The organism is Neobacillus sp. S1115, from assembly GCF_055385565.1.
This window is the reverse complement of sequence record NZ_AP038275.1, coordinates 4,018,991-4,041,698: the sequence shown is the minus strand read 5'-3', so window position 1 is coordinate 4,041,698 and position 22,708 is coordinate 4,018,991. Positions and strand designations below refer to the sequence as shown.

Annotated in this window: 25 protein-coding genes; 18 read left to right on the top strand and 7 right to left on the bottom strand. The window is 40.6% G+C overall.

The features are described from left to right. The first annotated feature begins 55 nt into the window (after nucleotides 1-55). Nucleotides 56-1,165: an FtsZ/tubulin family protein gene (locus ACZ5B7_RS19545; protein ID WP_423798602.1), complete on the top strand. Its 1,110-nt coding sequence runs from the start codon at nucleotides 56-58 to the stop codon at nucleotides 1,163-1,165. A gap of 138 nt (nucleotides 1,166-1,303) precedes the next feature. Here the strand turns inward: ACZ5B7_RS19545 and ACZ5B7_RS19540 are convergent, their stop codons facing one another. Continuing rightward, nucleotides 1,304-1,744, bottom strand: a complete 441-nt coding sequence (locus ACZ5B7_RS19540) for a hypothetical protein (protein ID WP_464490676.1) — start codon at nucleotides 1,742-1,744, stop codon at nucleotides 1,304-1,306. A gap of 188 nt (nucleotides 1,745-1,932) precedes the next feature. Between ACZ5B7_RS19540 and ACZ5B7_RS19535 the strand changes: the two genes are divergently transcribed. The 5 genes from ACZ5B7_RS19535 to ACZ5B7_RS19515 all read left to right on the top strand — a co-directional run bounded on the left by ACZ5B7_RS19535 (nucleotide 1,933) and on the right by ACZ5B7_RS19515 (nucleotide 6,504). Continuing rightward, nucleotides 1,933-2,700, top strand: a complete 768-nt coding sequence (locus ACZ5B7_RS19535; RefSeq protein ID WP_464490675.1) for a spermidine synthase — start codon at nucleotides 1,933-1,935, stop codon at nucleotides 2,698-2,700. A 137-nt stretch (nucleotides 2,701-2,837) separates the two neighbouring features. Continuing rightward, entirely contained in the window at nucleotides 2,838-2,993 is a 156-nt protein-coding gene (locus ACZ5B7_RS19530) for a hypothetical protein (protein ID WP_213145410.1), read from the top strand. A 597-nt stretch (nucleotides 2,994-3,590) separates the two neighbouring features. Then, on the top strand, nucleotides 3,591-4,025 hold the full coding sequence (locus ACZ5B7_RS19525) for a MarR family winged helix-turn-helix transcriptional regulator (RefSeq protein WP_464490674.1): 435 nt from the start codon (nucleotides 3,591-3,593) through the stop codon (nucleotides 4,023-4,025). A 17-nt stretch (nucleotides 4,026-4,042) separates the two neighbouring features. Next, complete coding sequence (locus tag ACZ5B7_RS19520) at nucleotides 4,043-4,690, top strand: biotin/lipoyl-containing protein (RefSeq protein ID WP_464490673.1); 648 nt, start codon at nucleotides 4,043-4,045, stop codon at nucleotides 4,688-4,690. 8 nt (nucleotides 4,691-4,698) lie between these two features. Beyond that, nucleotides 4,699-6,504, top strand: coding sequence for a DHA2 family efflux MFS transporter permease subunit (locus ACZ5B7_RS19515; protein WP_464490672.1), 1,806 nt, complete (start codon nucleotides 4,699-4,701; stop codon nucleotides 6,502-6,504). A gap of 50 nt (nucleotides 6,505-6,554) precedes the next feature. Here ACZ5B7_RS19515 and guaC read toward each other — a convergent pair whose 3' ends face one another. After that, nucleotides 6,555-7,538 carry a GMP reductase gene (guaC, locus tag ACZ5B7_RS19510; protein ID WP_213118986.1) on the bottom strand — a complete coding sequence of 328 codons (984 nt, stop codon included), beginning with the start codon at nucleotides 7,536-7,538 and terminating at the stop codon, nucleotides 6,555-6,557. A gap of 416 nt (nucleotides 7,539-7,954) precedes the next feature. On the opposite strand from guaC, the gene ACZ5B7_RS19505 reads away from it, so the two are divergent. The 4 genes from ACZ5B7_RS19505 to ACZ5B7_RS19490 all read left to right on the top strand — a co-directional run bounded on the left by ACZ5B7_RS19505 (nucleotide 7,955) and on the right by ACZ5B7_RS19490 (nucleotide 12,603). Continuing rightward, nucleotides 7,955-9,148: a MalY/PatB family protein gene (locus ACZ5B7_RS19505; RefSeq protein ID WP_464490671.1), complete on the top strand. Its 1,194-nt coding sequence runs from the start codon at nucleotides 7,955-7,957 to the stop codon at nucleotides 9,146-9,148. Nucleotides 9,149-9,206: 58 nt separating this feature from the next. Next, nucleotides 9,207-10,562 carry an APC family permease gene (locus tag ACZ5B7_RS19500; protein WP_464490670.1) on the top strand — a complete coding sequence of 452 codons (1,356 nt, stop codon included), beginning with the start codon at nucleotides 9,207-9,209 and terminating at the stop codon, nucleotides 10,560-10,562. A 92-nt stretch (nucleotides 10,563-10,654) separates the two neighbouring features. Further along, on the top strand, nucleotides 10,655-11,311 hold the full coding sequence (locus tag ACZ5B7_RS19495) for a carboxymuconolactone decarboxylase family protein (protein WP_464490669.1): 657 nt from the start codon (nucleotides 10,655-10,657) through the stop codon (nucleotides 11,309-11,311). Between the two features lie 23 nt (nucleotides 11,312-11,334). Further along, nucleotides 11,335-12,603, top strand: coding sequence for an MFS transporter (locus tag ACZ5B7_RS19490; protein ID WP_464490668.1), 1,269 nt, complete (start codon nucleotides 11,335-11,337; stop codon nucleotides 12,601-12,603). Nucleotides 12,604-12,635: 32 nt separating this feature from the next. Here the strand turns inward: ACZ5B7_RS19490 and ACZ5B7_RS19485 are convergent, their stop codons facing one another. Further along, nucleotides 12,636-13,517 carry a LysR family transcriptional regulator gene (locus tag ACZ5B7_RS19485; RefSeq protein WP_464490667.1) on the bottom strand — a complete coding sequence of 294 codons (882 nt, stop codon included), beginning with the start codon at nucleotides 13,515-13,517 and terminating at the stop codon, nucleotides 12,636-12,638. 133 nt (nucleotides 13,518-13,650) lie between these two features. Here ACZ5B7_RS19485 and ACZ5B7_RS19480 point away from each other — a divergent pair, with 133 nt between their 5' ends. Continuing rightward, the gene (locus ACZ5B7_RS19480; protein ID WP_464490666.1) at nucleotides 13,651-14,433 is read left to right on the top strand and encodes a DUF169 domain-containing protein; all 783 of its coding nucleotides are present in this window, start codon (nucleotides 13,651-13,653) and stop codon (nucleotides 14,431-14,433) included. A 32-nt stretch (nucleotides 14,434-14,465) separates the two neighbouring features. After that, the gene (locus ACZ5B7_RS19475) at nucleotides 14,466-14,777 is read left to right on the top strand and encodes a YdhR family protein (RefSeq protein WP_464490665.1); all 312 of its coding nucleotides are present in this window, start codon (nucleotides 14,466-14,468) and stop codon (nucleotides 14,775-14,777) included. An 82-nt stretch (nucleotides 14,778-14,859) separates the two neighbouring features. Here the strand turns inward: ACZ5B7_RS19475 and ACZ5B7_RS19470 are convergent, their stop codons facing one another. Further along, nucleotides 14,860-15,741: a DNA-3-methyladenine glycosylase family protein gene (locus ACZ5B7_RS19470; RefSeq protein ID WP_464494532.1), complete on the bottom strand. Its 882-nt coding sequence runs from the start codon at nucleotides 15,739-15,741 to the stop codon at nucleotides 14,860-14,862. Between the two features lie 226 nt (nucleotides 15,742-15,967). Between ACZ5B7_RS19470 and ACZ5B7_RS19465 the strand changes: the two genes are divergently transcribed. Next, on the top strand, nucleotides 15,968-16,501 hold the full coding sequence (locus ACZ5B7_RS19465; protein ID WP_464490664.1) for a methylated-DNA--[protein]-cysteine S-methyltransferase: 534 nt from the start codon (nucleotides 15,968-15,970) through the stop codon (nucleotides 16,499-16,501). Nucleotides 16,502-16,595: 94 nt separating this feature from the next. Here ACZ5B7_RS19465 and ACZ5B7_RS19460 read toward each other — a convergent pair whose 3' ends face one another. After that, entirely contained in the window at nucleotides 16,596-16,790 is a 195-nt protein-coding gene (locus ACZ5B7_RS19460) for a YwbE family protein (protein WP_423798572.1), read from the bottom strand. Next, the gene (locus ACZ5B7_RS19455) at nucleotides 16,790-16,981 is read right to left on the bottom strand and encodes a hypothetical protein (RefSeq protein WP_423798571.1); all 192 of its coding nucleotides are present in this window, start codon (nucleotides 16,979-16,981) and stop codon (nucleotides 16,790-16,792) included. Before ACZ5B7_RS19455 ends, ACZ5B7_RS19460 begins: the two co-directional genes overlap by 1 nt. 490 nt (nucleotides 16,982-17,471) lie before the next feature. Between ACZ5B7_RS19455 and ACZ5B7_RS19450 the strand changes: the two genes are divergently transcribed. From ACZ5B7_RS19450 to ACZ5B7_RS19440, 3 genes are all read left to right on the top strand, one after another. After that, nucleotides 17,472-18,035 carry a DUF2062 domain-containing protein gene (locus ACZ5B7_RS19450; protein WP_213118997.1) on the top strand — a complete coding sequence of 188 codons (564 nt, stop codon included), beginning with the start codon at nucleotides 17,472-17,474 and terminating at the stop codon, nucleotides 18,033-18,035. 230 nt (nucleotides 18,036-18,265) lie between these two features. Then, nucleotides 18,266-19,453, top strand: a complete 1,188-nt coding sequence (locus ACZ5B7_RS19445; RefSeq protein WP_464490663.1) for a CaiB/BaiF CoA transferase family protein — start codon at nucleotides 18,266-18,268, stop codon at nucleotides 19,451-19,453. Between the two features lie 54 nt (nucleotides 19,454-19,507). After that, nucleotides 19,508-20,716 (top strand): acyl-CoA dehydrogenase family protein, encoded by a 1,209-nt coding sequence (locus ACZ5B7_RS19440; RefSeq protein WP_464494531.1) that lies wholly within the window; start codon nucleotides 19,508-19,510, stop codon nucleotides 20,714-20,716. Nucleotides 20,717-21,014: 298 nt separating this feature from the next. Here the strand turns inward: ACZ5B7_RS19440 and ACZ5B7_RS19435 are convergent, their stop codons facing one another. Continuing rightward, nucleotides 21,015-21,323: a DUF3870 domain-containing protein gene (locus tag ACZ5B7_RS19435; RefSeq protein ID WP_378584800.1), complete on the bottom strand. Its 309-nt coding sequence runs from the start codon at nucleotides 21,321-21,323 to the stop codon at nucleotides 21,015-21,017. Nucleotides 21,324-21,595: 272 nt separating this feature from the next. On the opposite strand from ACZ5B7_RS19435, the gene ACZ5B7_RS19430 reads away from it, so the two are divergent. Together ACZ5B7_RS19430 and ACZ5B7_RS19425 are read left to right on the top strand one after the other, a co-directional pair. Next, a complete protein-coding gene (locus tag ACZ5B7_RS19430) occupies nucleotides 21,596-22,174 on the top strand; it encodes a nuclease-related domain-containing protein (RefSeq protein WP_464490662.1) in 579 nt (192 codons plus the stop codon). An 82-nt stretch (nucleotides 22,175-22,256) separates the two neighbouring features. After that, the gene (locus tag ACZ5B7_RS19425; protein ID WP_464490661.1) at nucleotides 22,257-22,559 is read left to right on the top strand and encodes an MTH1187 family thiamine-binding protein; all 303 of its coding nucleotides are present in this window, start codon (nucleotides 22,257-22,259) and stop codon (nucleotides 22,557-22,559) included. Nucleotides 22,560-22,708: the final 149 nt, after the last annotated feature.

Here is a 22,708-nt window from a genome sequence, read left to right as displayed (position 1 = left end):
TAAGTCTAAATCTGCAAAAAATGAATATTTTCATAGTAGATAAGGAGGCGATAAGGTGAAATCAATCGGCATCTTGGGGGTAGGTCAAGCAGGTGGAAATATCGCTGAAATAGCAACGACGATGGGCTTTCAAACTGCCCTTATTAACACTAATCAACGTGATGGGGCAGTCAATACAAAGGTTGAAAAGAAATATTTTGTGCCCGGGTATAATGGTGCAGGGCAGGACCGTTCAGTCGGATTACGGGCGGTTCACGAACATTATCGGGAACTGATTGACTTTGTTAAAAAATCCTTTAAAAACGTCAAACTGTTATTAGTTGCTTTCTCGACGGACGGTGGAACTGGGTCGGGAATGAGTCCGCTGTTAATTGATATTTTATTAGACCAGCTGCCGGGTATGAACATCGGGGCAATTGCGGTTGTGCCTGAACGGAATGTGCTGGCAGGGAATCGAATCAATGCGGCTGAATGCATTGAGCAGATTTCCAAAATTGAAGGCATTTCTTCCGTATTTCTAGTGGATAACGATCAAATGCGGAAAGTAAATCCGCAATCAAGCAAGCAGCAAGTTTATCTTCAGTCCAACCATCAGGTTATGGAGGCCATCAGCCATGTCCTGGAAGTAACACAAAAGAGTTCATTTTACGGCAATTTTGATGAAACGGATTTGATGAATATCCTCAATACAAGAGGAGTAACGTTGATTTCGTCGGCACCCGTTACTAATGCGGAGACGACGGCAGAAGTGGCCGAAAGCATTCAACGCTCTTGGGCAACCTCCATCTTTTGCCCTGTTGATACAGTCGGAGTCATTCGGGCAGGACTTATATATGAAGGACCGGAGACAGTCACGAAACTCATTAATGTGCCTTCTATTTTTGAGGGGATTGGGGAGCCTTTAGAGCTATTTGAGGGAACCTATATAACAGAAGGGGATCCGACGATTACGACAATTTTGGCAGGGTTGTCTTTCCCGAGGCGCCGCATGCAATCCTTGGAGGAATCACTGGAGAAAAACAAAGAGCGCCTGCAATATCTCGTCAAGAAGGAACATGCTGAGAGATATGAATCCTCCGTTTCCTGGGCTTCCAATCTGAAAGCAAAACCACCTGAGCGAAAGTCTTCAGGAGTAACTTCCAAATTGTCAAAATATCAGAAGTAAGGAATTGAGGCATCCCCTAGGGAGAGGGGATGTCTTTTTTTACGGAAAAAATTGTTGGTAGAGTTTTAACTGAAAAGAGATATAAATGAAAAAAGCGATGAGGCTGCTCGCCGCTTCACCGCATTTATGCTCTAATTTTTATTTTGATTTTCGTTTAAATAGTTTGTAAAAACCTGAATTATCATTTGTGATATTGTCCAATTTTTGAGCCATAGATGACAGTATTTCGTTTTGTTGTTTAAGTTCTTTAACCACGTTAGATATATTTTCTAAATTATTATTTAGAGAGGATAGCATTTCATTTACTTTTTGTAATTCTGTAACCACATTAGCGGAATTCTCCTGGCTTTGAGATACGATAGACGTCTCTGCATTTGGTGCTAAAGATGCAGGGAGTTTCAGCTTACTAAGTCCAGCAACAGAAGTTAAAAACGAATCATTTTTTAGAAGAGTGGTTGCCATCTGCATCAGGGAATTCATATCAAGTTGGTTTCCTAAATTGCCCGTTAAATTCTTGAGTTTCTCCAAATCCACATTCATCCCATCAGGATTATTATTTTCAACAACATTTTCATCCATAATATTACTCCTTTACCGTTTATTAAAATCAAAAATTTACTTTATCATATGTTTTACTGCAAAAATGAAGTGTGTGAATAACCACTATCGAAGAAGTTTTCTTTTTTGTTAGTTTCTATGCTATCTATTCATTCCGCGATAAGTACAATTGAATATTCTATAGCAAACATGCTTCAGGAGGTGAATGGATGAATTCAATATATGAAAATGAAGATTTTGAAAATTTTATTCCCCGTTTCGGGTCAACAATAATTTATAAGACATCTAGCGATTATCAAAATATTTATGTAACAGAGCGAAGTCAATATGAAGGAAAGCGTGGAAGATTTAGGATGCTTCAGTCTTCATCCAATGCTAGTCAAGGAATCATGAATTTGGAGCAACCTAATGATCTGGTCGTTTCATATATTCGAATTACAGTTGATCTTATCAAACACTATCAATCTGATTTTAAAAAAGGGTTTATTATTGGTCATGGAATTGGCACTGTCAGCTCTTTTTATTCTGATAAAAATATGGTTACGGCGGAAATTGACCCGATGGTTGTTGAGGTATCAAAGAAGTACTTTGGTCATTCTGGTCATAATGTTGAAATTGGCGATGGACAAGTTCTTTTAATGAAACAGGAGGCTCATTCTCAGGATATCATTTTTCTAGATGCGTTCAATAATGATGAAGTCCCAATTCATCTAACAACGGAGGAGTTTTTTACTTTAACTGATGAGAAGCTGTCCGACACAGGGGTTTTAATCATAAACTATATTGGAAAACTAAAACATGATAAATTCTTGCTTACATTATATTCAACGATTTCCAAAATCTATCCTTGTGTGAAAGTGTTTGCGCCAAATCCAAAGAAAATATCGAAGCAGAACATATTATTCGTAGCAAGTCGGAATATTCTGGAGGACTATACTCCACGAGAAGCAGAACCAATTCAGATTTCGGGTAATTAGCTGTTATTAAAATGATATATTTATATAATAAAATACACTTTTTAACTAGAACGAATCTACTCCTTTCCACATAGCTTGTCTAATATAAGGAGGATACAATCTTCCTTATGTAAAAAAGAGAAAAGGGGGGATTATCCATGGCAGTTACATTGCCTGCTTGTCCAACACTGGGTGATATTGTTGTAGGCCTTGTATTGGTTGTAGCATTCCTATTGGGAAGCTTGCTAGGGGCTCGCGAATCAACTTTATCTTGCGTTTCAGATTGCATTGCCCAAGCCTTTTCTTGTGCTTAATGCAGTAAATTGACAGTCCAAGGAAGGACCTTTTTTGGCCAAGCCCAAGGAGGTCCTTTTTTTGTGGTCTTATTTTAATGCAAAAGCACCCACTCATAAGCGTTGCTTATATCCCCTATTAAATACTCATATTTCTCACCAGTCTATTATCCTATTATAATCCAAATATACAGAATAGTTTAAAGATACAAAAAATACTTACCGAATTTCACACAAATATAGCAGGGGAGTGAAATGATGATCACTAAAGTGAAAGCAAGTAAGGTAACATACACTAATCCTATTTTCAACAAGATGACGGAAGAAGAGATAAAAACTTATCAAGAGGAGTTACTTAGGAAGCAATTTTAAATTTTCCCATTTCGTACTATGTACCTTTAAATGTACCAATTTGTAAATTCAACATTAAAGGTCACAAAGGTGGCAGATTCCTTTAAATATTGTAACTGGAGGGGAGTTTATAATTATTAAATTTTTATTAATGGTGGATAAACCAATTGACAGGAAAAAGGAAGATGTGCGATTATAGGTAACACAAATTATTTCGCATGCGAAATATTCGCATAGTAAATAATACCTAAAAAAGGAGGAGGGGACATGAAGACTGCCTATAACAGTGAGATTCTGAATTCATTTTCAGATATAAGCAAGCTTCTCTTTAAAGTGTCGAAAAAAGATGCTGATAAGAACGGATTAACCGTTGTTCAGTTGAAGGCTTTGTATAAAATTTCCCAGCGACCAAATCTTGGATTAGTGGAACTAGCTGAAATCCTGAAATTAACGAACAGTACCGTCAGCGGGGTAGTCGACCGGCTTGTGCAAAGCGGTTTTGTCGAACGCCGCAATCCGCCCCATGACCGCAGGTCCATTACAATTCATCTAACGGAAAAAGGGGAAGAGAAATTGGAACAAGCGATATTGAATGAATCAGAGCTTGTCCAAAAGCTTAACAAGATTAAGCAATTGCCGGATGAGGATATTCAGCATTTATTGCGCATTCACAAGCAAATCCAAGATATTTTAAGTGAATAAAGGAGGACTTTATATTTATGAACGCAAAACGCATGATTTTAATAAATGTCATACTACTGATTATTTTAGTAGGTGGAGGCTTTGCGGGGTATTATTACTTTAATCAATCTGTCAACTATTTATCCACTGATAACGCCCAAATTGCCGGACAGCAGGTAAGTGTTGCTGCACCTGCAACTGGAAAATTGACAAAATGGACTGGAAAGACAGGCGATACATTCTCAAAGGATGACACGATTGGCACAGTTCAAATGGTAAGTGACAAAGGAGCAGTTGATGTGGATATTAAAGCTCCTGCTGACGGCACCATTGTCCAAACAAATGCAGTGGAAAATACGATGGTTGCTGCCGGAACACCGCTTGCTGTCAGCTATGACCTTGACCATCTATGGGTAACAGCTAATGTTAAAGAAACCGATTTGAATGATGTGAAAGTGGGCCAGGATGTCGATATTTATGTTGATGCGTTTCCAAACATCACGCTAAACGGCAAGGTTGAAGAAATTGGCTTGGCAACAGCCGGCACTTTCTCACTTTTACCAAAAAACAATGCTTCAGGAAACTACACAAAAGAAACACAGGTTGTTCCTGTCAAAATTTCGCTTGATCATTATGGAGAAAGATTAGTTCCTGGTATGAATGTGACAGTGCGAATTCATAAGTAGGTGATGACATGTCCATATACCTTACAGGTTATATTCTAATATCGGTCCTTCTATTATTATTTGTAAATGTAATGTTGAAAAAACAAAATAAATCTAAAAAACAGGAACTGCAGGCGGAAAAGGTTGATCAGCCTGAACAAGAAAAAGGCATTGTTTTAATGAAGGAAGTAGAAGAACAGTCAAAAGAAGACGAACAATCTGAACAAAAGCCCCTAACTGAAACGGTTGAAAAGACGAAAGAAAAAGAACAACCAGCAAGAAAGCCAGCCGCCAATTCCTTAACGGCGGAGCAATTTGAAGGAAAAAGAGGTAAAGTAGTTGCAGCCATGATGCTTGGTGCATTTGTAGCGATTCTGAATCAAACATTATTGAATGTGGCGATTCCACATATCATGAATGATTTGGGCATCTCCGCAAGCACGGTTCAATGGCTTTCAACAGGGTATATGTTAACGAACGGTATCATTATTCCTATAACTGCGTTTTTAACGGCAAGACTTGGGACGAGGAAATTATTTATTTTTGCTGTAATATCCTTTACCCTGGGATCCGTGATCTGCTCGATTTCGCCAACCTTTTCGTTGTTAATGCTGGGAAGGATTGTCCAGGCAGCGGGTGCCGGTATCATTATGCCGCTCTTGATGACGGTATTTCTGACCATATACCCGCCAAATCAGCGTGGAGCAGCGATGGGTTTGATGGGTGTCGCCATGCTGTTTGCCCCGGCAATCGGTCCGACCTTGTCGGGATGGCTGATTGGTCATTATGATTGGCGCGTATTATTTGATATTGTCATTCCATTCGGAATTTTGTCCATCATCCTGGCGTCTGTTTGGATGGTGGATGTTACCGAGGTAACGAAGCCAAAATTTGATACTCCTGGATTTATTTTATCCACGCTTGGTTTGGGGTTCTTACTATACGGCTTTAGTGAAGCGGGGAATAATGGCTGGGAAAGTGCTAAGGTTATTGTTACGCTAGCGGTTGGTGTGATTGGTTTAATCGCCTTTATCTGGCGGGAATTGACCACAGATCAGCCGATGCTTGAATTGCGTGTGTTTAAATACGACATCTTTGCTTTAACCACGATTATCGGAATGATCATTAATATGGCAATGTTTGCAGCAATGATTTTACTGCCAATCTATCTGCAAAATATTCGCGGCTTTACTGCTCTAGATTCAGGTCTGATGATGCTCCCAGGTGCCATTGTCATGGCGGTCATGATGCCGATCTCCGGTAGGCTATTTGATAAAATGGGTGCCCGCTGGCTGGCTGTTTTTGGTTTAATCATTACGGTCGTCACGACATGGCAATTTACGAAACTCACAATGTCTACATCATTTGGCTATATTATGCTGCTTTACGTTATGCGAATGTTTGGGATGTCTTTCTTAGCAATGACGGTTCAGACAGAAGGAATGAATCAGCTTCCGTTGCGGCTTGCGGGGCATGGAACATCCGCTTCGAACACGGCAAGAACCGTCGCTGGAAGCCTTGGTACAGCCTTTCTAGTTACCGTTATGACAACAAGAAGTGAATTCCATTCTGCGAATTTCGCGAATGTGGTCTCGAGTGCCAACCCATACCTAGCCGCTAAATTATCCGGGCTAGGTCAAGGACTTGCTGCTATGGCTGGAATCCCTGTTCAACAAGGGAAGATGCTGGCAACCTATTCTATCTATGGTGAAGCCATGAAGGAAGCCACGATTAGCGGTATCAATGACGCTTTTGTCGTTGCGACAGGAATAGCGGCGGTAGCTTTGCTGCTGGCATTCTTTATCAAAAGAGCAAAACCTGGTGCTGAAAAATAGTAACATTACCAAGAAATAATGCCTGCCGGAGTGAACGGCAGGCATTTTTTTTAATAAATTTTATCTCCATTAAAGATCGAATTTTTCACGACTACATAATCAACAGTGCGGATATCCTTCAATTTGTTTCCACCTGCATAGGAGATAGAGGACTGAAGATCTTGCTCCATTTCGATTAACGTATCGATTAGTTTCCCTTTGTGCTCCACGTACATTTTTTTACCTTCAACATTTTTTCGTTCGCCTTTTTGGAATTCTGAAGCAGAACCGAAATATTCCTTAAAGCACTTTCCATCCTTTTCGAATGTTTCACCAGGAGATTCTTCGTGACCCGCGAATAACGATCCAATCATCACCATGGATGCCCCGAAACGGACGGACTTTGCAATATCACCGTGGGTGCGGATACCGCCGTCCGCGATAATCGGCTTGCTTGCGGCTTTTGCGCACCATCTTAGGGCAGCAAGCTGCCAGCCTCCAGTACCGAATCCGGTCTTAATTTTCGTAATACATACTTTACCTGGTCCAATACCGACCTTAGTAGCGTCCGCTCCGGCATGCTCTAACTCTCTTACGGCTTCAGGTGTTCCAACGTTACCGGCGATGACAAAGCTGCCAGGTATTAGTTTTTTAATATGCTTAATCATATCAATAACGGCATTGGAATGACCATGGGCGATATCGATGGTAATAAATTCAGGTGTCAAGTTCTCATCGGCAAGCTGTTGGACGAATTCATATTCTCCTTCCTTCACACCTACGCTGATGGATGCGATTAGGCCGCGTGCTTGCATATCTTTTACAAAGTCAAGACGCGTTTCCGGCTGGAAACGGTGCATGATATAGAAGTAACCGTTTTCGGCTAAGAAAATAGCAATTTTTTCATCGATGATCGTCTGCATGTTTGCAGGGACAACCGGTAATTTAAATTTATGACCGCCAAATTCGACGCTTGTGTCACACTCAGAACGGCTCTTTACGATTGATTTTGCGGGAATTAGTTGAATATCTTCGTAATCAAATACTGTATCCATGAAATAACACTCCTAAACACGAATATTATATAAAGTTTATGTTTTCATTGTTCGTACATTTGATAATTTACAGCATTTTTATCCAAATGTCAAAACATTTTCATTTTTATTTTTTCTAATTTAATGTAACACAATGGACCGAGTTTCATTCTAGAGCAGCAATCTAGACAATCTTTTCAAAAAGAAAATACATGCAGGCTAACAAAGTGTTGGGGGCAGACTCCAGCACTTTTTTAACGTGTAACTATAGACGAATTGAATACTTCTATTAAAAATCAATATTTTACGAAGGGACAATTTATATGGTTAAATAAAACAAAATATTCAATTAATTCAGAAACCAAAACAAGACTATTAGTTATCTTACAACAAAAAGTTTTGTATTTTTGAAAAACTGATTAAGGAGGAAATTAACAGTGAAGTACAATTTTGACATCGAAATTAATAGGCATAAAACCGCTTCTGCAAAATGGGATGAAACAGAGAATTTATTCGGGGAAAAGAATTTACTTCCTATGTGGGTGGCCGATATGGACTTTCAATCACCGGCGCCAGTGATCGAAGCAATCATCAAAAAGGCTGAGCATGGAATCTTTGGCTACACCACACGTCCAGATTCCTATTATCGTGCAATTATCGATTGGATGCAGGAAAGGTACAACTGGAGTGTACAAAAAGAATGGATTTGCTATAGTCCAGGTGTGGTACCGGCATTAAATTATCTTGTGCAAACCTTTACGAATCCTGGAGACAAAATTGTGATCCAGCCTCCGGTTTATTATCCGTTTACTAATGCGATTGTTAATAATAACCGTCAAGTTGTTTATAACCAGTTAAAACATGAAAACGGTAATTACTCGATGGACCTTGAAGACCTGCGAAATAGAATCGATGAGAACGTCAAAATGCTGATTCTCTGCAATCCTCATAACCCATCAGGACGTGTCTGGACAAAAGAAGAGTTGACTGAGCTAGGGAAGATTTGTATTGAGAACAACATTCTCATTGTGTCCGATGAAATCCATTGTGACTTAGTTTTTAAAGGAAAAACGCATACAGTCTTTGCCTCCATTTCTGAAGAATTTGCTGAGCATACCATTGTCTGTACGGCTCCTAGCAAAACCTTTAATTTAGCAGGCTTGCAGACTTCCAATATTATCATCCCCAATCAAAAGCTGAGAGATGAATTTAATGCGACTATGAATCGATTGTCTCTAAGACATACGAATACATTTGGGATTGCCGCAACTGAAAGCGCTTATCGTTTTGGCGGTGAATGGTTAGAACAAGTTGTTGATTATATTGAAAAAAACTTGAATTACCTGAGCGAATATATCGAAAACAATATCAAGGAAATCAAAGTGATCAAACCAGAGGCTAGCTATCTTGTCTGGCTGGACTGCCGGGAACTTGGTTTAGATAAAGAAGGTCTCCAACAACTCATGTTAAAGCACGCCAATGTTGCTTTTAATCAAGGCTACACCTATGGACCGGGAGGAGAAGGATTTATTCGAATGAACATCGGGTGCCCGAGATCCATTTTGGAAGAGGGGCTGAAAAGACTAGAAAAGGCAGTAAAAAGTCATCAAGGTACTGCAGCAAAAATTTAAATATAAAAAACTAGTAAAAAGGGATGGTGAAGGGAATTTGAGTAATCAGGAAGCAAAGTTGAAGAAGGTTCTGGGTCTTGGAGATGCGATGGGAATTGCGGTAGGTCAAATCATTGGTGCGGGTATCATGTCCCTAACTGGGATAGCGATTGGTATGACCGGAACTGGTGTGGTTTTAGCTTTTGTTCTATCATCAATATTTACCTTGTTTAAGGTAATGCCCACTGCCATTATGGGAGCAGCAATTCCAACCACCGGGGGATTTTACCGATATTCCAGTCGTCTCTTATCACCTAAGTTAGGGTTCTTCTGGCTTCTGCTGTTCATCATTACACAATTGACCATTGCATTGTATGCGCTATCATTTGCGGATTACTTACAAAGCTTATATCCTAGTGTCCCTATTAAACTAGTTGCTTTTATCATGTTAACAGTTTTCTATATCACCAACCTTGTCGGCGTAAAAGTGGCTGCAATTGCTGAAAAAATTATGGTCATCGTCTTGGTCATTTCCCTTGGTTTGTTCGTGGCGTGGGGGGTTCCGGAAATTAATTATTCCGTATTTAACACGAGAGAAATGTTCCCAGGAGGAATTACCGGTTTCCTTTCGGCAGTCGCCTTGCTCTCATTTGCTACAGGAGGCGCTCAATATGTTGCCGAACTTGGCGGAGAAATGAAAAATCCAGGCCGTGATATACCTCTAACGATTATCACCACAACGGTTGGAGTCGGAATTCTTTATGCGCTAATGGCGGCCGTTGCTTCAAGTGTTCTGCCAGTTGCCGACGTGGCCAATAAGCCGTTGACGGAAGTAGCCAGAACGATTCTGCCTGAGCCTGTTTTCTTCTTCTTTATTATTGGCGGTGCGATGTTTGCGCTGGCGACCACCTTAAATGCGCAAATGTCATGGGCCACGAAAGGAATCCTGATTGCCTGTGAAGATGGCTGGCTGCCAAAGAAACTAGGAGTGGTTAGCAGTAAGTTTGGTACACCAATTTTGATTCTAACTCTTTTTTATCTGATTGGATTAATTCCGATAATTTCAGGATTTTCTCTAACCGTAATTGCATCATTAGGAAGCGGCATCGGATTTTTTGCTAACCTCATTCCAATTATCGCAGCAACAAGGCTTCCAAAAAAATATCCGGAGTTATATGAGAAATCAAAATTCAAATTTAATCCAAAGACCTTATACGGGATTGTCGGGATTGCAATCGTCCTTTCCGTGGTTCAAGGCTATCTTCTGCTGAAGAACTTAACTGCTGGATTGCTGGTTGGAGTGTTAATTTACATCGTTTGTTCTGCTTTTTACGTCATGATTGCGTCGAAGTCACAAAAATTAAAATCAGGAGAAGAGTTAGGTTTTAATGCTGAGCCTGAGATAGAATCTGACATTAACATAAAGGCACTGTAATGAAAATGAATTTGTTCAATTAATATACTTGAATAGAAGACTCAATTCCAAAATAGGCTTTGAGTCTTCTAATTGAATGAGGAGGAATAAAGATGAGCAATGAAAGCTTGTACAAAAAATCGGACCGTAGAAGACTATCGGAATTGGCAAAACTGGCCCCTGAAACCTATCGTGCTTTTGGTGCTTTTAATCAAAAGGCAATGGCGGAAGGCTTACTTTCGGTGAAATTGAAGGAACTGATTGCTGTCGCTGTTGCTCATGTTACCGGCTGCCCCTATTGTATTGAAGCCCATGTTGGTCAAATTAAACGACTTGAAGTATCGAAAGAGGAAATGCTTGAAGCCGTCATGGTTGCAACAGCGCTGAAAGCCGGATCTGCTGCAGGCCATGGCGCAAATGCGCTCCAGGCATACGACGGAACAGGTGAAGATGACTTTTATACATTATCGAATATGAAACGATTGAAGGATTTTCGTGAAGAAAACGCCGAGTTGTTCCGTTCCTATTTGGGATTTAGCCATGAGGCGATGAAGCCTGGTCTATTAAGTCAAAAAGAAAAAGAATTTATCGCGGTAGCCGTGGCTCATGTGACCGGATGTGCCTACTGCATCGATGCCCACACAAAAGCAGCAAAGAAACTGGGCGCAACAATGGAAGAATTAACGGAAGCGATTTTTGTCGCCACCGCTTTAAAAGCAGGTTCCGCGCTTGCTCATAGTATCAATGCATTGAATGCCTACGGAGAGTAAGCTAACCAAGAAGGAGATTCGTTATGAAGCTTCCAAAAACATTTGCATCACTGGGATTCCGTTATTTTCGTTATTTATGGATTAGTTCAGCGTTGGCCAATTCAGGACAATATTCCTTTACGGTAGCTGCCAGCTGGTTAATTTATTCGCTGTCCAATTCAACCGCACTTGTAGGGACAGCCGTTTTTGCCACGATGATTCCGGGGGTTCTTTTCGGACCAATCATCGGGGTATTGGTCGATCGTTTTGATAGACGGCGTTTATTGACCATTGCTGTATTTTCTAATGCATGCAACACAGGGGCTTTGGCATTGTTGAGTTTGATTGGGATTGTGTCACCATGGGTAGTGATTATGTGTGCATTTTTCTTGGGCATTTGTTTTAATCTGCAAATGACCTGTACGAACGGGATTATGCCCGACCTAATTCCTAAGAATACGCTATACAATGCCACGGCGCTGCAAGGCACAATATCACATGGCGCAGGATTCATCGGTTCGGCTCTGGCCAGTCCAATCCTTGTTCTGGCTGGTCCGGGCACTGTCTTTGCACTATGTTTTCTGCTCTATACGGGGGCAGGGATCCAATCGTTATGGATTCGAACTAATCAACCTGCCACAACTTTAGGAAATCTGCATCTCAAAAATATTTTTGAGCCTGTCGTAGAAGGGATGATGTACATTCGGAGGACTCCGGCACTTGGCCTTTTAATTCTAATGGTTTTCCTCCATTGTTTATTAACGATGGCGTATACATCATTACTTCCTCAGTTTATTCACCAGGATCTAAGGGCAGACAGCGGAATTTACGGCAGTTTGATGATGTTTATCGGATTAGGGGCCATCCTTGGCAATCTAAGTACAGCCTCCATATCCACCCCAAGGGGGCAGGGCATCCTCTATATTATGACGGCATTGGCAAGCGGCCTGACCTTATTTCTTCTTGGGCTCACAGGTACGCCTCTGCTAGCCTTTATTGTCGGCGTAAGTGTAGGTGCATCGCAAGCCGTTTTTATGGCAATTAATCTTTCATTTGTCTTGCAGAGGGCAAATGATGAATTTCGCGGGCGTGTCGCGAGTGTCAATTTTATCCTTGCTTCTGGGGCGATGGCGGTCGGGAACTTCATATACGGCTCTTTCAGCAAATTCATTCCTCCGAAAATCAATATGATGTCCACCGGCAGCCTGTTTGTGGTGATTGTAGTGGTCTTAATCATGATCTCGCCGACTTTAAGATCGTTATACAAGAAAACCGTCAAAGTACAGGAAAATCAAGGTTCCGTCGTCATGTAAAAAAACGCCCCTCAATTTATGGGGGGCAATCATTATATTCTTTGGAAATAGCTAATTTGTTCTTTTAGTATTTTTATAAACTCCTGGCTTGCAATGGAACGGTGGGTTTTTAATTGAATGTAACAATAATTGACTTCAATTTTTTCATCAGAAATGTCTAATGGGATGATTTCTCCCGTATGTACATATGGGTCAACCTTTAATGACATTTCAGTATAAAAACCAATCGCCATTCCTTGCGCAATAATATGTTTGGCTGCTTCCAAATTTTTCGACTTGATTAAATAGTTTGGCGTTCCGTGTTTTTTTAAGATATTCCTAAGCGAATCAGTGGAACAAATAACGGGATGTTTTAAGATCTCTTTTATAGATATTTCATTATGTCTCGCAAAAGTGGAATGTTTACCTACACATGCAATAGATTTAGTAGTAAAAAGGTGTCCACTTATAAGCTTTGAATCCAAATCATCGGCAAGTGTCAAACCGATATCTGTTTTTCCATCGATAACGAGTTGTTTGATTGTGCGCGTATCATCCTCAATTAGTTCTAGTTCTATACCGGGATATTTCTTCTTGAAAATAACCAATGCCCGAGGTAAAACACTTGTACTGACGCCAGCAATGGATGCAATGGATAACCGTCCTTTTATAAGCGAGTGCTCGATATTAACGGTTTCCTGCAGTTCCTCGACTTTGTTGAGGATTTCCTGAGCTTTTAAAATCACAGCTTTTCCGCTTTCAGTTGGTAGAGCACCGTTTTTGGAACGTTTAAAAATTTTAACGCCCAATTCGTGTTCAAGAGAAGATATCGCATGACTAATGCTTGGCTGCGCCACATGCAGGCGTTCCGCTGCTGCAGAAAGCGATCCCGTCCTGGCAATTTCAACAACGTACATTAGCTGTTCTATACGCAAATAGTTCACCATCCATCATAGTGATATTTTTATTATATCAGTTTCCAAGATTAATAGTAGTAAAGCGTTGTGTGTATTCAGAAAATTCCTACAATAGTATTAGAAAAATTATGAAGAGAAATGGGGAAAACATATGGAAAATGTAGAGAAGACGTATGATTGGAAAGCAATTGTCGATAGGTTAAATCAGTATCTCAAAATTAAAACCATTCCAATTGGCATGAAAATGTTTGAGAAGAAAGAGGATATGGAAGCCATTCCTAAGATACGGCGGCCAAAAAGCATCCACACAACCGACCAAATTGTCGCCCAAGCTTCAAGATTGGGCTGGACGGTAGGAATTACAGCAGAAGATCTTGTCGGTGCACAATGCCAGGTGGTCCTGGGATTACATCCGCGAAATGAGGAATGGCTGTCTGGAGAACAAATGGCTGGCGTATGGTTTGAAAACCAGCAGGATTCTGCGAAACACCAGCGGGAAATGACGGTCGTCCCCCATGGGAAATATGAAGCGATGGCCGTTGCGCCGCTTGTTTCCAATCGGCTGCCTGATCCTGATATTTGTCTTATCTATGGGACTCCTGGGCAAATGATTCTTTTTATTAACGGCCTTCAGTGGAGGAATTTTGAAAAATTTGAATGGAGTGTTGTGGGGGAATCTTCCTGTGCAGATTCATGGGGGCGTGCCCTTGCAACCAAAAAACCTAGTCTTTCCATCCCTTGTTTTGCTGAACGCAGGTTTGGCGGGGTGTTGGACGATGAGTTATTAATGGCTTTAGCGCCGGAAGATTTGTTAAAGGCTTTAGACGGATTAGAGGCTTTAAGCAAAAACGGAATGCGCTATCCAATTCCGCAGTATGGCATTCAAATGGATGTGCAGGCAGGACTAGAAGTTACTTATGGGAAGAGGAAATAACTACAAAAGTATTAAAAATAAGAGGAGGAATTATGATGAGTTTAGTAGTATTGAAAGTGACTTTCAAAAGCGCTAAATCTATCGAGGAGCTTTCCAAAATGTCTGAAGCGAGTCTACCGAAGTTTCGTTCCTTAAAGGAAAGGGGACTTATTCAAAAATTTTATGTAAGTAACCCTGAAACGGAGGAACGAGGGGGGATTTATATATTTGATAGCCAGGAAGCAGTTGAAGAGTATTTGAATGGTCCGATTTATACGTCCATTGCAGAACGATTTGAGACAGGGGATACGCTTCGTTATGAAATTGTAGATTGCAATTTTACGTTATATCCAATTGAAAAATGATTTTAGTAATATAGCGACTGTTTACATGCTGCCCCTCAGTTTTCTTACTGAGGGGTAGATACGTTTTAAATTAGATTTTTTTTTAATAGAGGACACGCCATAAATAAAACGTCGAATAGGCTTGCCAATTTGCCCACCTTTGAGATAGCTTTAATAGTTCTTCCTTTGTAGGCTTTTTCTCTGAACCAGTTAGATGCTTGATGGCGTTATGCAAGCCGACATCATCAATCGGGTACGCCGAGGTAAATCGTAAGCAGCGCATCATGACGTAATTTGCTGTCCATGGACCAATCCCGCGAATCTTGATTAGGCTTTTTTCAACTTCTTTAGGATTTTCCATTTTCAATAATTTTTCCTTAGATAATTCTCCGCTTGCCATTAACCGGGCAATGCCAAGTATATATTCACTCTTTTTCAAGGTCATTTTAATATCGGCCAGATCTGCAGGTGTTAGCAGGGCGATTTGATCATAGGTTGGAAACAACCAATAGTTCTTGCTATTCCACTCGATTGACTCGCCAAATTTTTCAACAAATTGTCTTTTTAAAGTATAAGCGAATGCTAGATTAATCTGCTGCCCTAAGACTCCCCAGCAAAGTGCTTCAAATAAATCGGGAACACCGATTACGCGCAGTCCGTAGAATTCTTGAACGGGGTTTTTTAGCAGAGGGTCTGATTTGGCCATTTCATAAAATGACTTCAAATCACGATCCAGATCAAACCATTCACGTATGTACGAGACTATCGCAGCGTATTCCTCTTGATTACCAGGTCTGGTGTCTTTTAAAAACTGAATGATCATCTGATTCCGTTCATTTACATGAATTTGTACTAAAGCTTGTTTTTCTCCAATGGCAACCGCCCTCGTGATGATACCGTTATCGACTTCAAACATACATTCATTCTTGTTCCGCTCCAAATAACCTAGATTCGCTTTTAGATTAAAGTCTTCCGGCAGCTTCATGATGATGCTCCCATTGTCTTCATGCCAGCAGTCATTTGCGTTTTGAATACCTGTCAATTTTGATCACTACTTTTCCTTTTATATGAATTATCACAAGTATATCATTTCAATTTCTTGCTTTTTAATCATCTTAATAGTTCGTTCTGCTATTTTCAGAGATATAATAGTGACAGAGGTGTTATTCACCCGCTTATTTCCGTCAATTACATGAATCGGAGGAAACAAAATGACACCACAAACTAATAAGACTCCAATCTATTGGTCATTATTTAATCATCATCCTTGGAATTTCTATATTGCTGCAACAGTGAAGGGACTTAGTTATGTCGGCTCACAAAACAAGCCGTTTGAGGAATTGGCTGTTTGGGCAGAAAAACGGTTTCCTGGCAGCCCGCTGATGGAAGATAAGAAGAAGCTAAAGCCGTATGCAGCCGAACTAATAGAATATTTTGAAGGGAAGCGAACGAATTTCACCGTACCGAATGATTTACATGGAACTGATTTCCAAGTCGCTGTATGGAATGCCCTTTGTGAAATTCCGTTCGGAGAGACCAAATCCTATTCTGACATCGCAAACAAAATAAATAAACCAGCCGCTGTTCGAGCAGTGGGAGCCGCCATTGGTGCTAATCCAGTGTTAATAACTGTACCATGTCACCGTGTTGTTGGAAAAAATGGTTCGTTGACCGGCTACCGCGGTGGATTAGAGATGAAGACGCATCTGCTTGATCTTGAGCGACAAAGATTATCCCAACAATGATGGTAGCCATAGGGAAGTTTGTAGGTAATTAAAAGTGGTCTTAGAATATAAAAAAGCACACAGGTCATGAACTTGTGTGCTTTTTTGCGAGAAATTAGTTGTGAATTTCTTGGACTCGTCCAATTTGCCCGTCAGTCAGTCTAACCTTAATGCCGTGGGGATGGTTAGGGGACTTGGTTAGAATATCTTGGACGATGCCTCTTGTGAGTTTGCCCGTTTTTTGGTCCTTTTTTAAAACAATATCAACGGTAATCCCAGGAATTATGTCCTTCCGATTCTGCCCGTTCATTAAGAGCCCATTTTTCTGCGGGTGTTGCTTGGCTTCTTAGTTTGCTGGCTTTTCATTTTTTGAGTTTGCAGACTGCCATTCTCTTTTCCTTTGGCTGCGGCTTGGTTTTTTTTGTTTTGCAGCTGCTGTTTAGCCAATTCCTGCAGGCTAATTTTCTTTTTTTCTGTTTCCGGTTGGTGGTTCTCAGACATCGATTCTATCTCCTTTATGAAAATGTTGGTTAATTGAGTATAATCTATTTTTGCTTAGAAAGAAAGTACATATCATCGATGTTTGCAGCTGGTCCTGATGCCAGAATGACTGGTTCCATAATGCCGGTAATGGCTAGAAAATATTGAAAGCTTCTGCAAGCTTGGAAATGAAGGAACAAGACAGACAGATGAGCTTATTTTAAAATTAATGCTGGATAAGTAATTACAAGAAATTGGCAAAAAAGTCGGCGGTATTTGGCCGGCTTTTTTGTTGCTGGAAAATGTCGGAATAACAAGCTTTCGGAGCAATTTCGACAAAACGCGAATCGTGCAAACCTTAGTATTTTTATCTAGTTTTATACACGAAATTGTAATATACTATAAATGTAAACGTTAAATAAGACCTCTTTATGTTTCAAATATCTATGGAATTCATATTGACAGGAAATACTAATTTTAGACGGAATTCGTTCAACCGGGGGTCAAAGGCATGAATACAAAACAACGAAGGTATAATATGTTTCAACGTCTTGGACGTGCATTTAAACTTAACTTCATGAAACTGCTTCGTTCTCCCGGAGGAGCCAAAAAGGTTGCCTTGGGATTCGCAATTGGTTTCGGTTTAGAAATGTTGGTCATTTCAACGGCTTCATTAATATATATTTTGTTTATTCCAGCTGTCCGAATAGCAAAAGGCTCGCTTCCAGCTTCTATAATTGGAAACGTCATCGGAAAATTAACATTACTTCCAGTCATTTTGCTTCCATTTGCCGGTAAGCTGGGGAAATTATTTTTTCCAATAAAGGTTAGAATCGGACACCACAATCCTTTTTCTTTTCAAAAACTAATGCACGGTGATTTTACTGTATTGGTTGGGTTTCTCCACGGCAGTATCCATACATTAATCGGAATGTCGATTTTCGGGATTGTACTTGGTGTGATTTCCTACTTTATCATTCATTATTTTTACGAAAAAGAACTTACGAATCGTAAAAAGAGAAGACGGCAAAAACATGAAATTCGCTTAAATAGCATTAACAAAAACTATATTTAAGTAAATTTTTACTTGAATGATTCTGAAAATTCTTGTAAAATAAAAACAACTTCATCCTATCCAGCCTGTCAGCGGAAGGTAATGGAGATGTATTCAAAACATAACATTCGACTGATAAGTTTCCAGAACCAGCCTTAGCCGGCTGCTATCATGGATCGTAAGCCAGTCCATACCACTTTTAAAGTGTGTTTGGGCTGGCTTTTTTGATTTTTTAACAGGTGGTGGATTATTTGAGTGGAGCGCTAGCAGGTGTAAAAGTATTAGATTTAACAAGGGTTCTGGCTGGGCCCAATTGTACGATGATTTTGGCAGACCTTGGTGCCGATGTCATCAAGGTAGAAGCCCCGGGCGGCAGTGATGAAACCAGGTTCTGGGGCCCGCCGTTTCAAAACGGAGTGAGCGCTTATTATTTATGTGCCAATCGGAACAAGCGCAGCATCACCGTTAATTTGAAGTCAGACGAGGGCAGAGAAATTATCCGTAAGTTAGCTGAGGAAGCGGATGTCCTCATTCACAATTTTAAAACAGGCTCGATGGAAAAATGGGGGCTCGGGTACGATTCTTTGGAAAAAATAAACCCCCGGCTCGTTTTTTGTTCCATTACCGGATTCGGGGAAACAGGGCCATATAGCCATTTGCCAGGATACGACTATATCATCCAGGGTATGAGCGGCCTAATGAGCATTACCGGCACCGAAGAAAGCGGCCCGCTTAAAATTGGCGTAGCCATGGTCGATATTTTAACGGGTTTATATTCGGCAATTTCTATTGAAGCCGCTTTGTTTGAGCGTGAAAAATCGGGCCGTGGCCAAAAAATCGATATGTCTCTGATGGATACGGCGGTAAGCTCGCTTGCCAATGTCGCCAGCAATTATTTGATTTCAGGTAAGGTGCCACGGAGGCTTGGGAATGACCATCCGAATGTCGTGCCTTACTCCACATTTTCCGCCGCAGACGGTGAATTGATCATAGCCGTCGGGAATAACCGGCAGTTTGCATTGCTTTGTGAAGTAATTGGGCTAAGCGAACTGGCGGTGGATAAAAAGTTCCGTACCAATGAGGCAAGAGTCGAAAATCGCCAGGAGCTTACGAGAATCTTAAATAGTCAGCTCCAGTTAAAGCAGGTCAGCGACTGGATGGAGCTATTTTCTGCCAACAATATTCCATGCGGTCCTATCAACACAATTGACCAAGTATTTGACGACCCGCAGGTCTCGGCCCGGAATATGGTCGTGCAAGTAGACCATCCAGAGGCAGGTCTGGTAAAGCTCGTTGGCTCGCCTATTAAACTTTCTAGAACCGAGACAAGGGTCGAGCGTCATCCGCCGATGGCTGGTGAACATACCGATGAAATCTTGCAGGAAGTGGGATTTACATTTGAGGAGATTAGCCGTTTAAAAGCGGATAACATTATTTAAAAAATGGCCTAGTGGTGAAGTTGAATTTTAAAAAAATCAGGGGGAGAATGTGTGATGAATTTTGAATTCACAGAAGAGCAAGAAATGTTAAGAAAAATGGTAAGAAGCTTTGTTGATAAGGAAATCAATCCGAACATGCGAGAGTGGGACGAACGCGGCTATTTTGATCCGGTCATTTGGCAGCGTTTAAAAGAACTGGATTTGATGGGGGTTTGCATTCCAGAAGAGTATGGCGGCAGCGGCATGGATTATAACTCGTTGGCGATTGTTTGTGAGGAACTGGAAAGAGGCGATACCGCCTTCCGTACTGCCGTATCCGTTCACATCGGATTAAATAGCATGACTTTGTTGCAATGGGGAACTGAGGAACAGAATAATAAATACCTAGTTCCGCAGGCCAAAGGCGAAAAGATTGGAGCGTTTGGATTAACGGAGCCTGGTGCGGGGTCGGACGTGGCATCGCTTGGAACAACGGCTGTGAAGGATGGCGACTACTATATTTTAAACGGCCAGAAAACATGGATTTCGTTGTGTGATGTGGCGGACCATTTTATCGTGTTTGCCTATACGGATAAAGAGAAGAAGCACCATGGAATTTCCGCCTTTATTGTGGAGCGGACGATGCCTGGCTTTTCTTCTAAGGCGATAAAAGGGAAACTCGGAATCCGCTCAGGCAATACCGGGGAATTGTTCTTTGATCAGGTGCGCGTTCCGAAAGAAAACTTGCTTGGCCAGGAAGGGGAAGGCTTCAAAATTGCCATGTCAGCGCTTGATAATGGACGCTTTACAGTGGCAGCCGGGGCTGTGGGTTTGATCATGGCGAGCTTGGAAGAAAGCGTGAAGTATTGTCAATTGCGGAAAACGTTTGGCAAGGAAATCGGCAAGCACCAACTGGTTCAGCAAATGATTGCTAATATGGAAGCCGGCCTGCAAATGAGCCGTCTGCTTGTGTATCGTGCCGGTGAGCTGAAAAATAAAGGCGTGCGCAATACTCGTGAAACGTCGCTGGCGAAATGGCAGGCATGTGATTTTGCCAATAAAGCGGCAGATGATGCGGTGCAAATCCACGGGGCGTACGGTTATTCAAGCGAATACCCTGTGGAGCGCTTTTTGCGGAACTCTAAAGCGCCGGTCATTTACGAAGGAACGCGGGAAATTCATACGGTTATGCAGGCGGAATATGTGCTGGGGTATCGTGAGGATAAGGCGCTGAGCAACATGCTGCCGACCTGGCCGTTTGAGAGTGAGAAAGTTACTGTTTAGGTTTTTTGGGGGAGCGGATTGGTTTTAACCATTCGCTCCTTTATTGTTTCGTTGATGGAGGGATGGTTAGTTATTAGACCAAAGTTGGTGGAGATTCATGGAAAATGGTCTTATGAAAGGGTTATAAGACCAGAACGTCAGTGAAAGATGAGAGGAAGTGTCCTATGAAATGGTCATAAGACCATCACAGAGGGGGAAAAAGTAAAAAATGGCCCTATAAAAAGGTATAAAGCCACACCCTTAACTCCAACTGGCAATGGTCATCCAAAAATACTCGCCATGGATATCATCGAAATAGTCATTGATTCATTGTCTCATATTGCTTGTACAAATCCTTCAGCGCTGCAATCAGTGCGTGATTGGCTTTTCCTAAATAGCCATTCTTTAAGTCTTCGAGTGGCTTGTCAATTCCATGACGCAAACTATACCCCTTCAACAGCCTAGAAATATAATCACGACCATGTTCCGTAGCCAGCGTACAGGATGCATCCACAATCACTCCATAATGCTTATCAATCTCAGCCGTAATCGTCAGCGTTTCATAAATGCTTCTGGCAGCCATACCGGTTGGCAGCTTGGCGTGACCGGCTATAAAATAGGTATTCATTCTGATTTCCTCCAGAGGTTTTATTTTTAGAATAATATAAAAATGAAGAATTGATAAGATAATAATTTTTAAAAATTCCTTCTGATAAAAATAGGGAAAATGTCCCTTTTTGTCAAAAATTTAGTATCATAGTCTTGTAATGATATTTAGAAAGAAGGAAAAAAGAAATGAGTCTTATTATTCTATTTTTGCTATTGGTACTCTTATTTTTTGTGCCCAAATACCTAAAATTCAAAAACTCAAGCTATCAACAAGCAAGTGGGAATACTTTCTTGAAAACATTATTTAATAAGGGAAATTACGGAGAATTTTTAACTTTTGCGGAACTAGAAAAATTAAAGGGACCCAAAAGGCTATTAACTAATCTTTATTTACCAAAGCATGATGGAACAACCACAGAAGTAGATTTAATCATGCTCCACGAAACAGGTCTTTATGTCTTTGAATCCAAAAACTACAGCGGCTGGATTTTTGGTGATGAAAAAAGCAAACATTGGATGCAAATTTTTCCGAACAAACAAAAAGAAAAATTCTTCAACCCTATCTGGCAAAATAAAGCACATATTAACGCGTTAAAGTTTGCATTGGGAAAAGCTGATGAAACTCTATTTAAATCCTATATTGTCTTTAGCGAGCGCTGCACATTAAAGAAAATAAATGTAACCTCTCCCAATGTAAAAGTTTTAAAAAGAAATGCTCTGCTATCATCCATAAAAAAAGAAATTACAAATACAAGGAACATAATGACACAAATAGAAATCGACAGGATGTACACTAATTTACATAAATTTTCACTGGCCGATTCTAACGTTAAACAGGCCCATATTAAACAGATTCAAATGAAAAGATAATTTGCTAACTAAGTCTGCGAATTTTTGTCCCCACCATTTCATATGATATTCTTTTTATATAAAGAATTAGGAGGATGAAGCTATGGCTATCATTGATATAACGGTTATCCCTGTAGGGACAGGCACAACAAGTGTCAGCGAATATGTTGCAGAAATACATAAGGTTCTTCAGCAATACGAAGACAGTGTGAAGTACCAGTTAACCCCGATGAGCACGTTAATTGAAGGGGATTTAACATTACTGCTTAAAATTGTCCAAGAAATTCATGAGGTTCCTTTCCAAAAAGGCTTGCAGAGAGTCTGCACAAATCTCCGAATTGATGACCGTCGTGACAAGGAACATTCGATGGAGCGGAAATTGCAGTCAGTGCAGACAAAACTATAAGAAAAACAAAAGGGTGCAGTTTTGAAACATATAAATATTAATTAATAAAACATTCCTCAATTGAAGAGGGATGTTTTTTTTGCATCAAGTACCAACACGCAAACCTTTTGGAAATGAAATAATCAATTTTTTCAATAAAAAACTTGAAC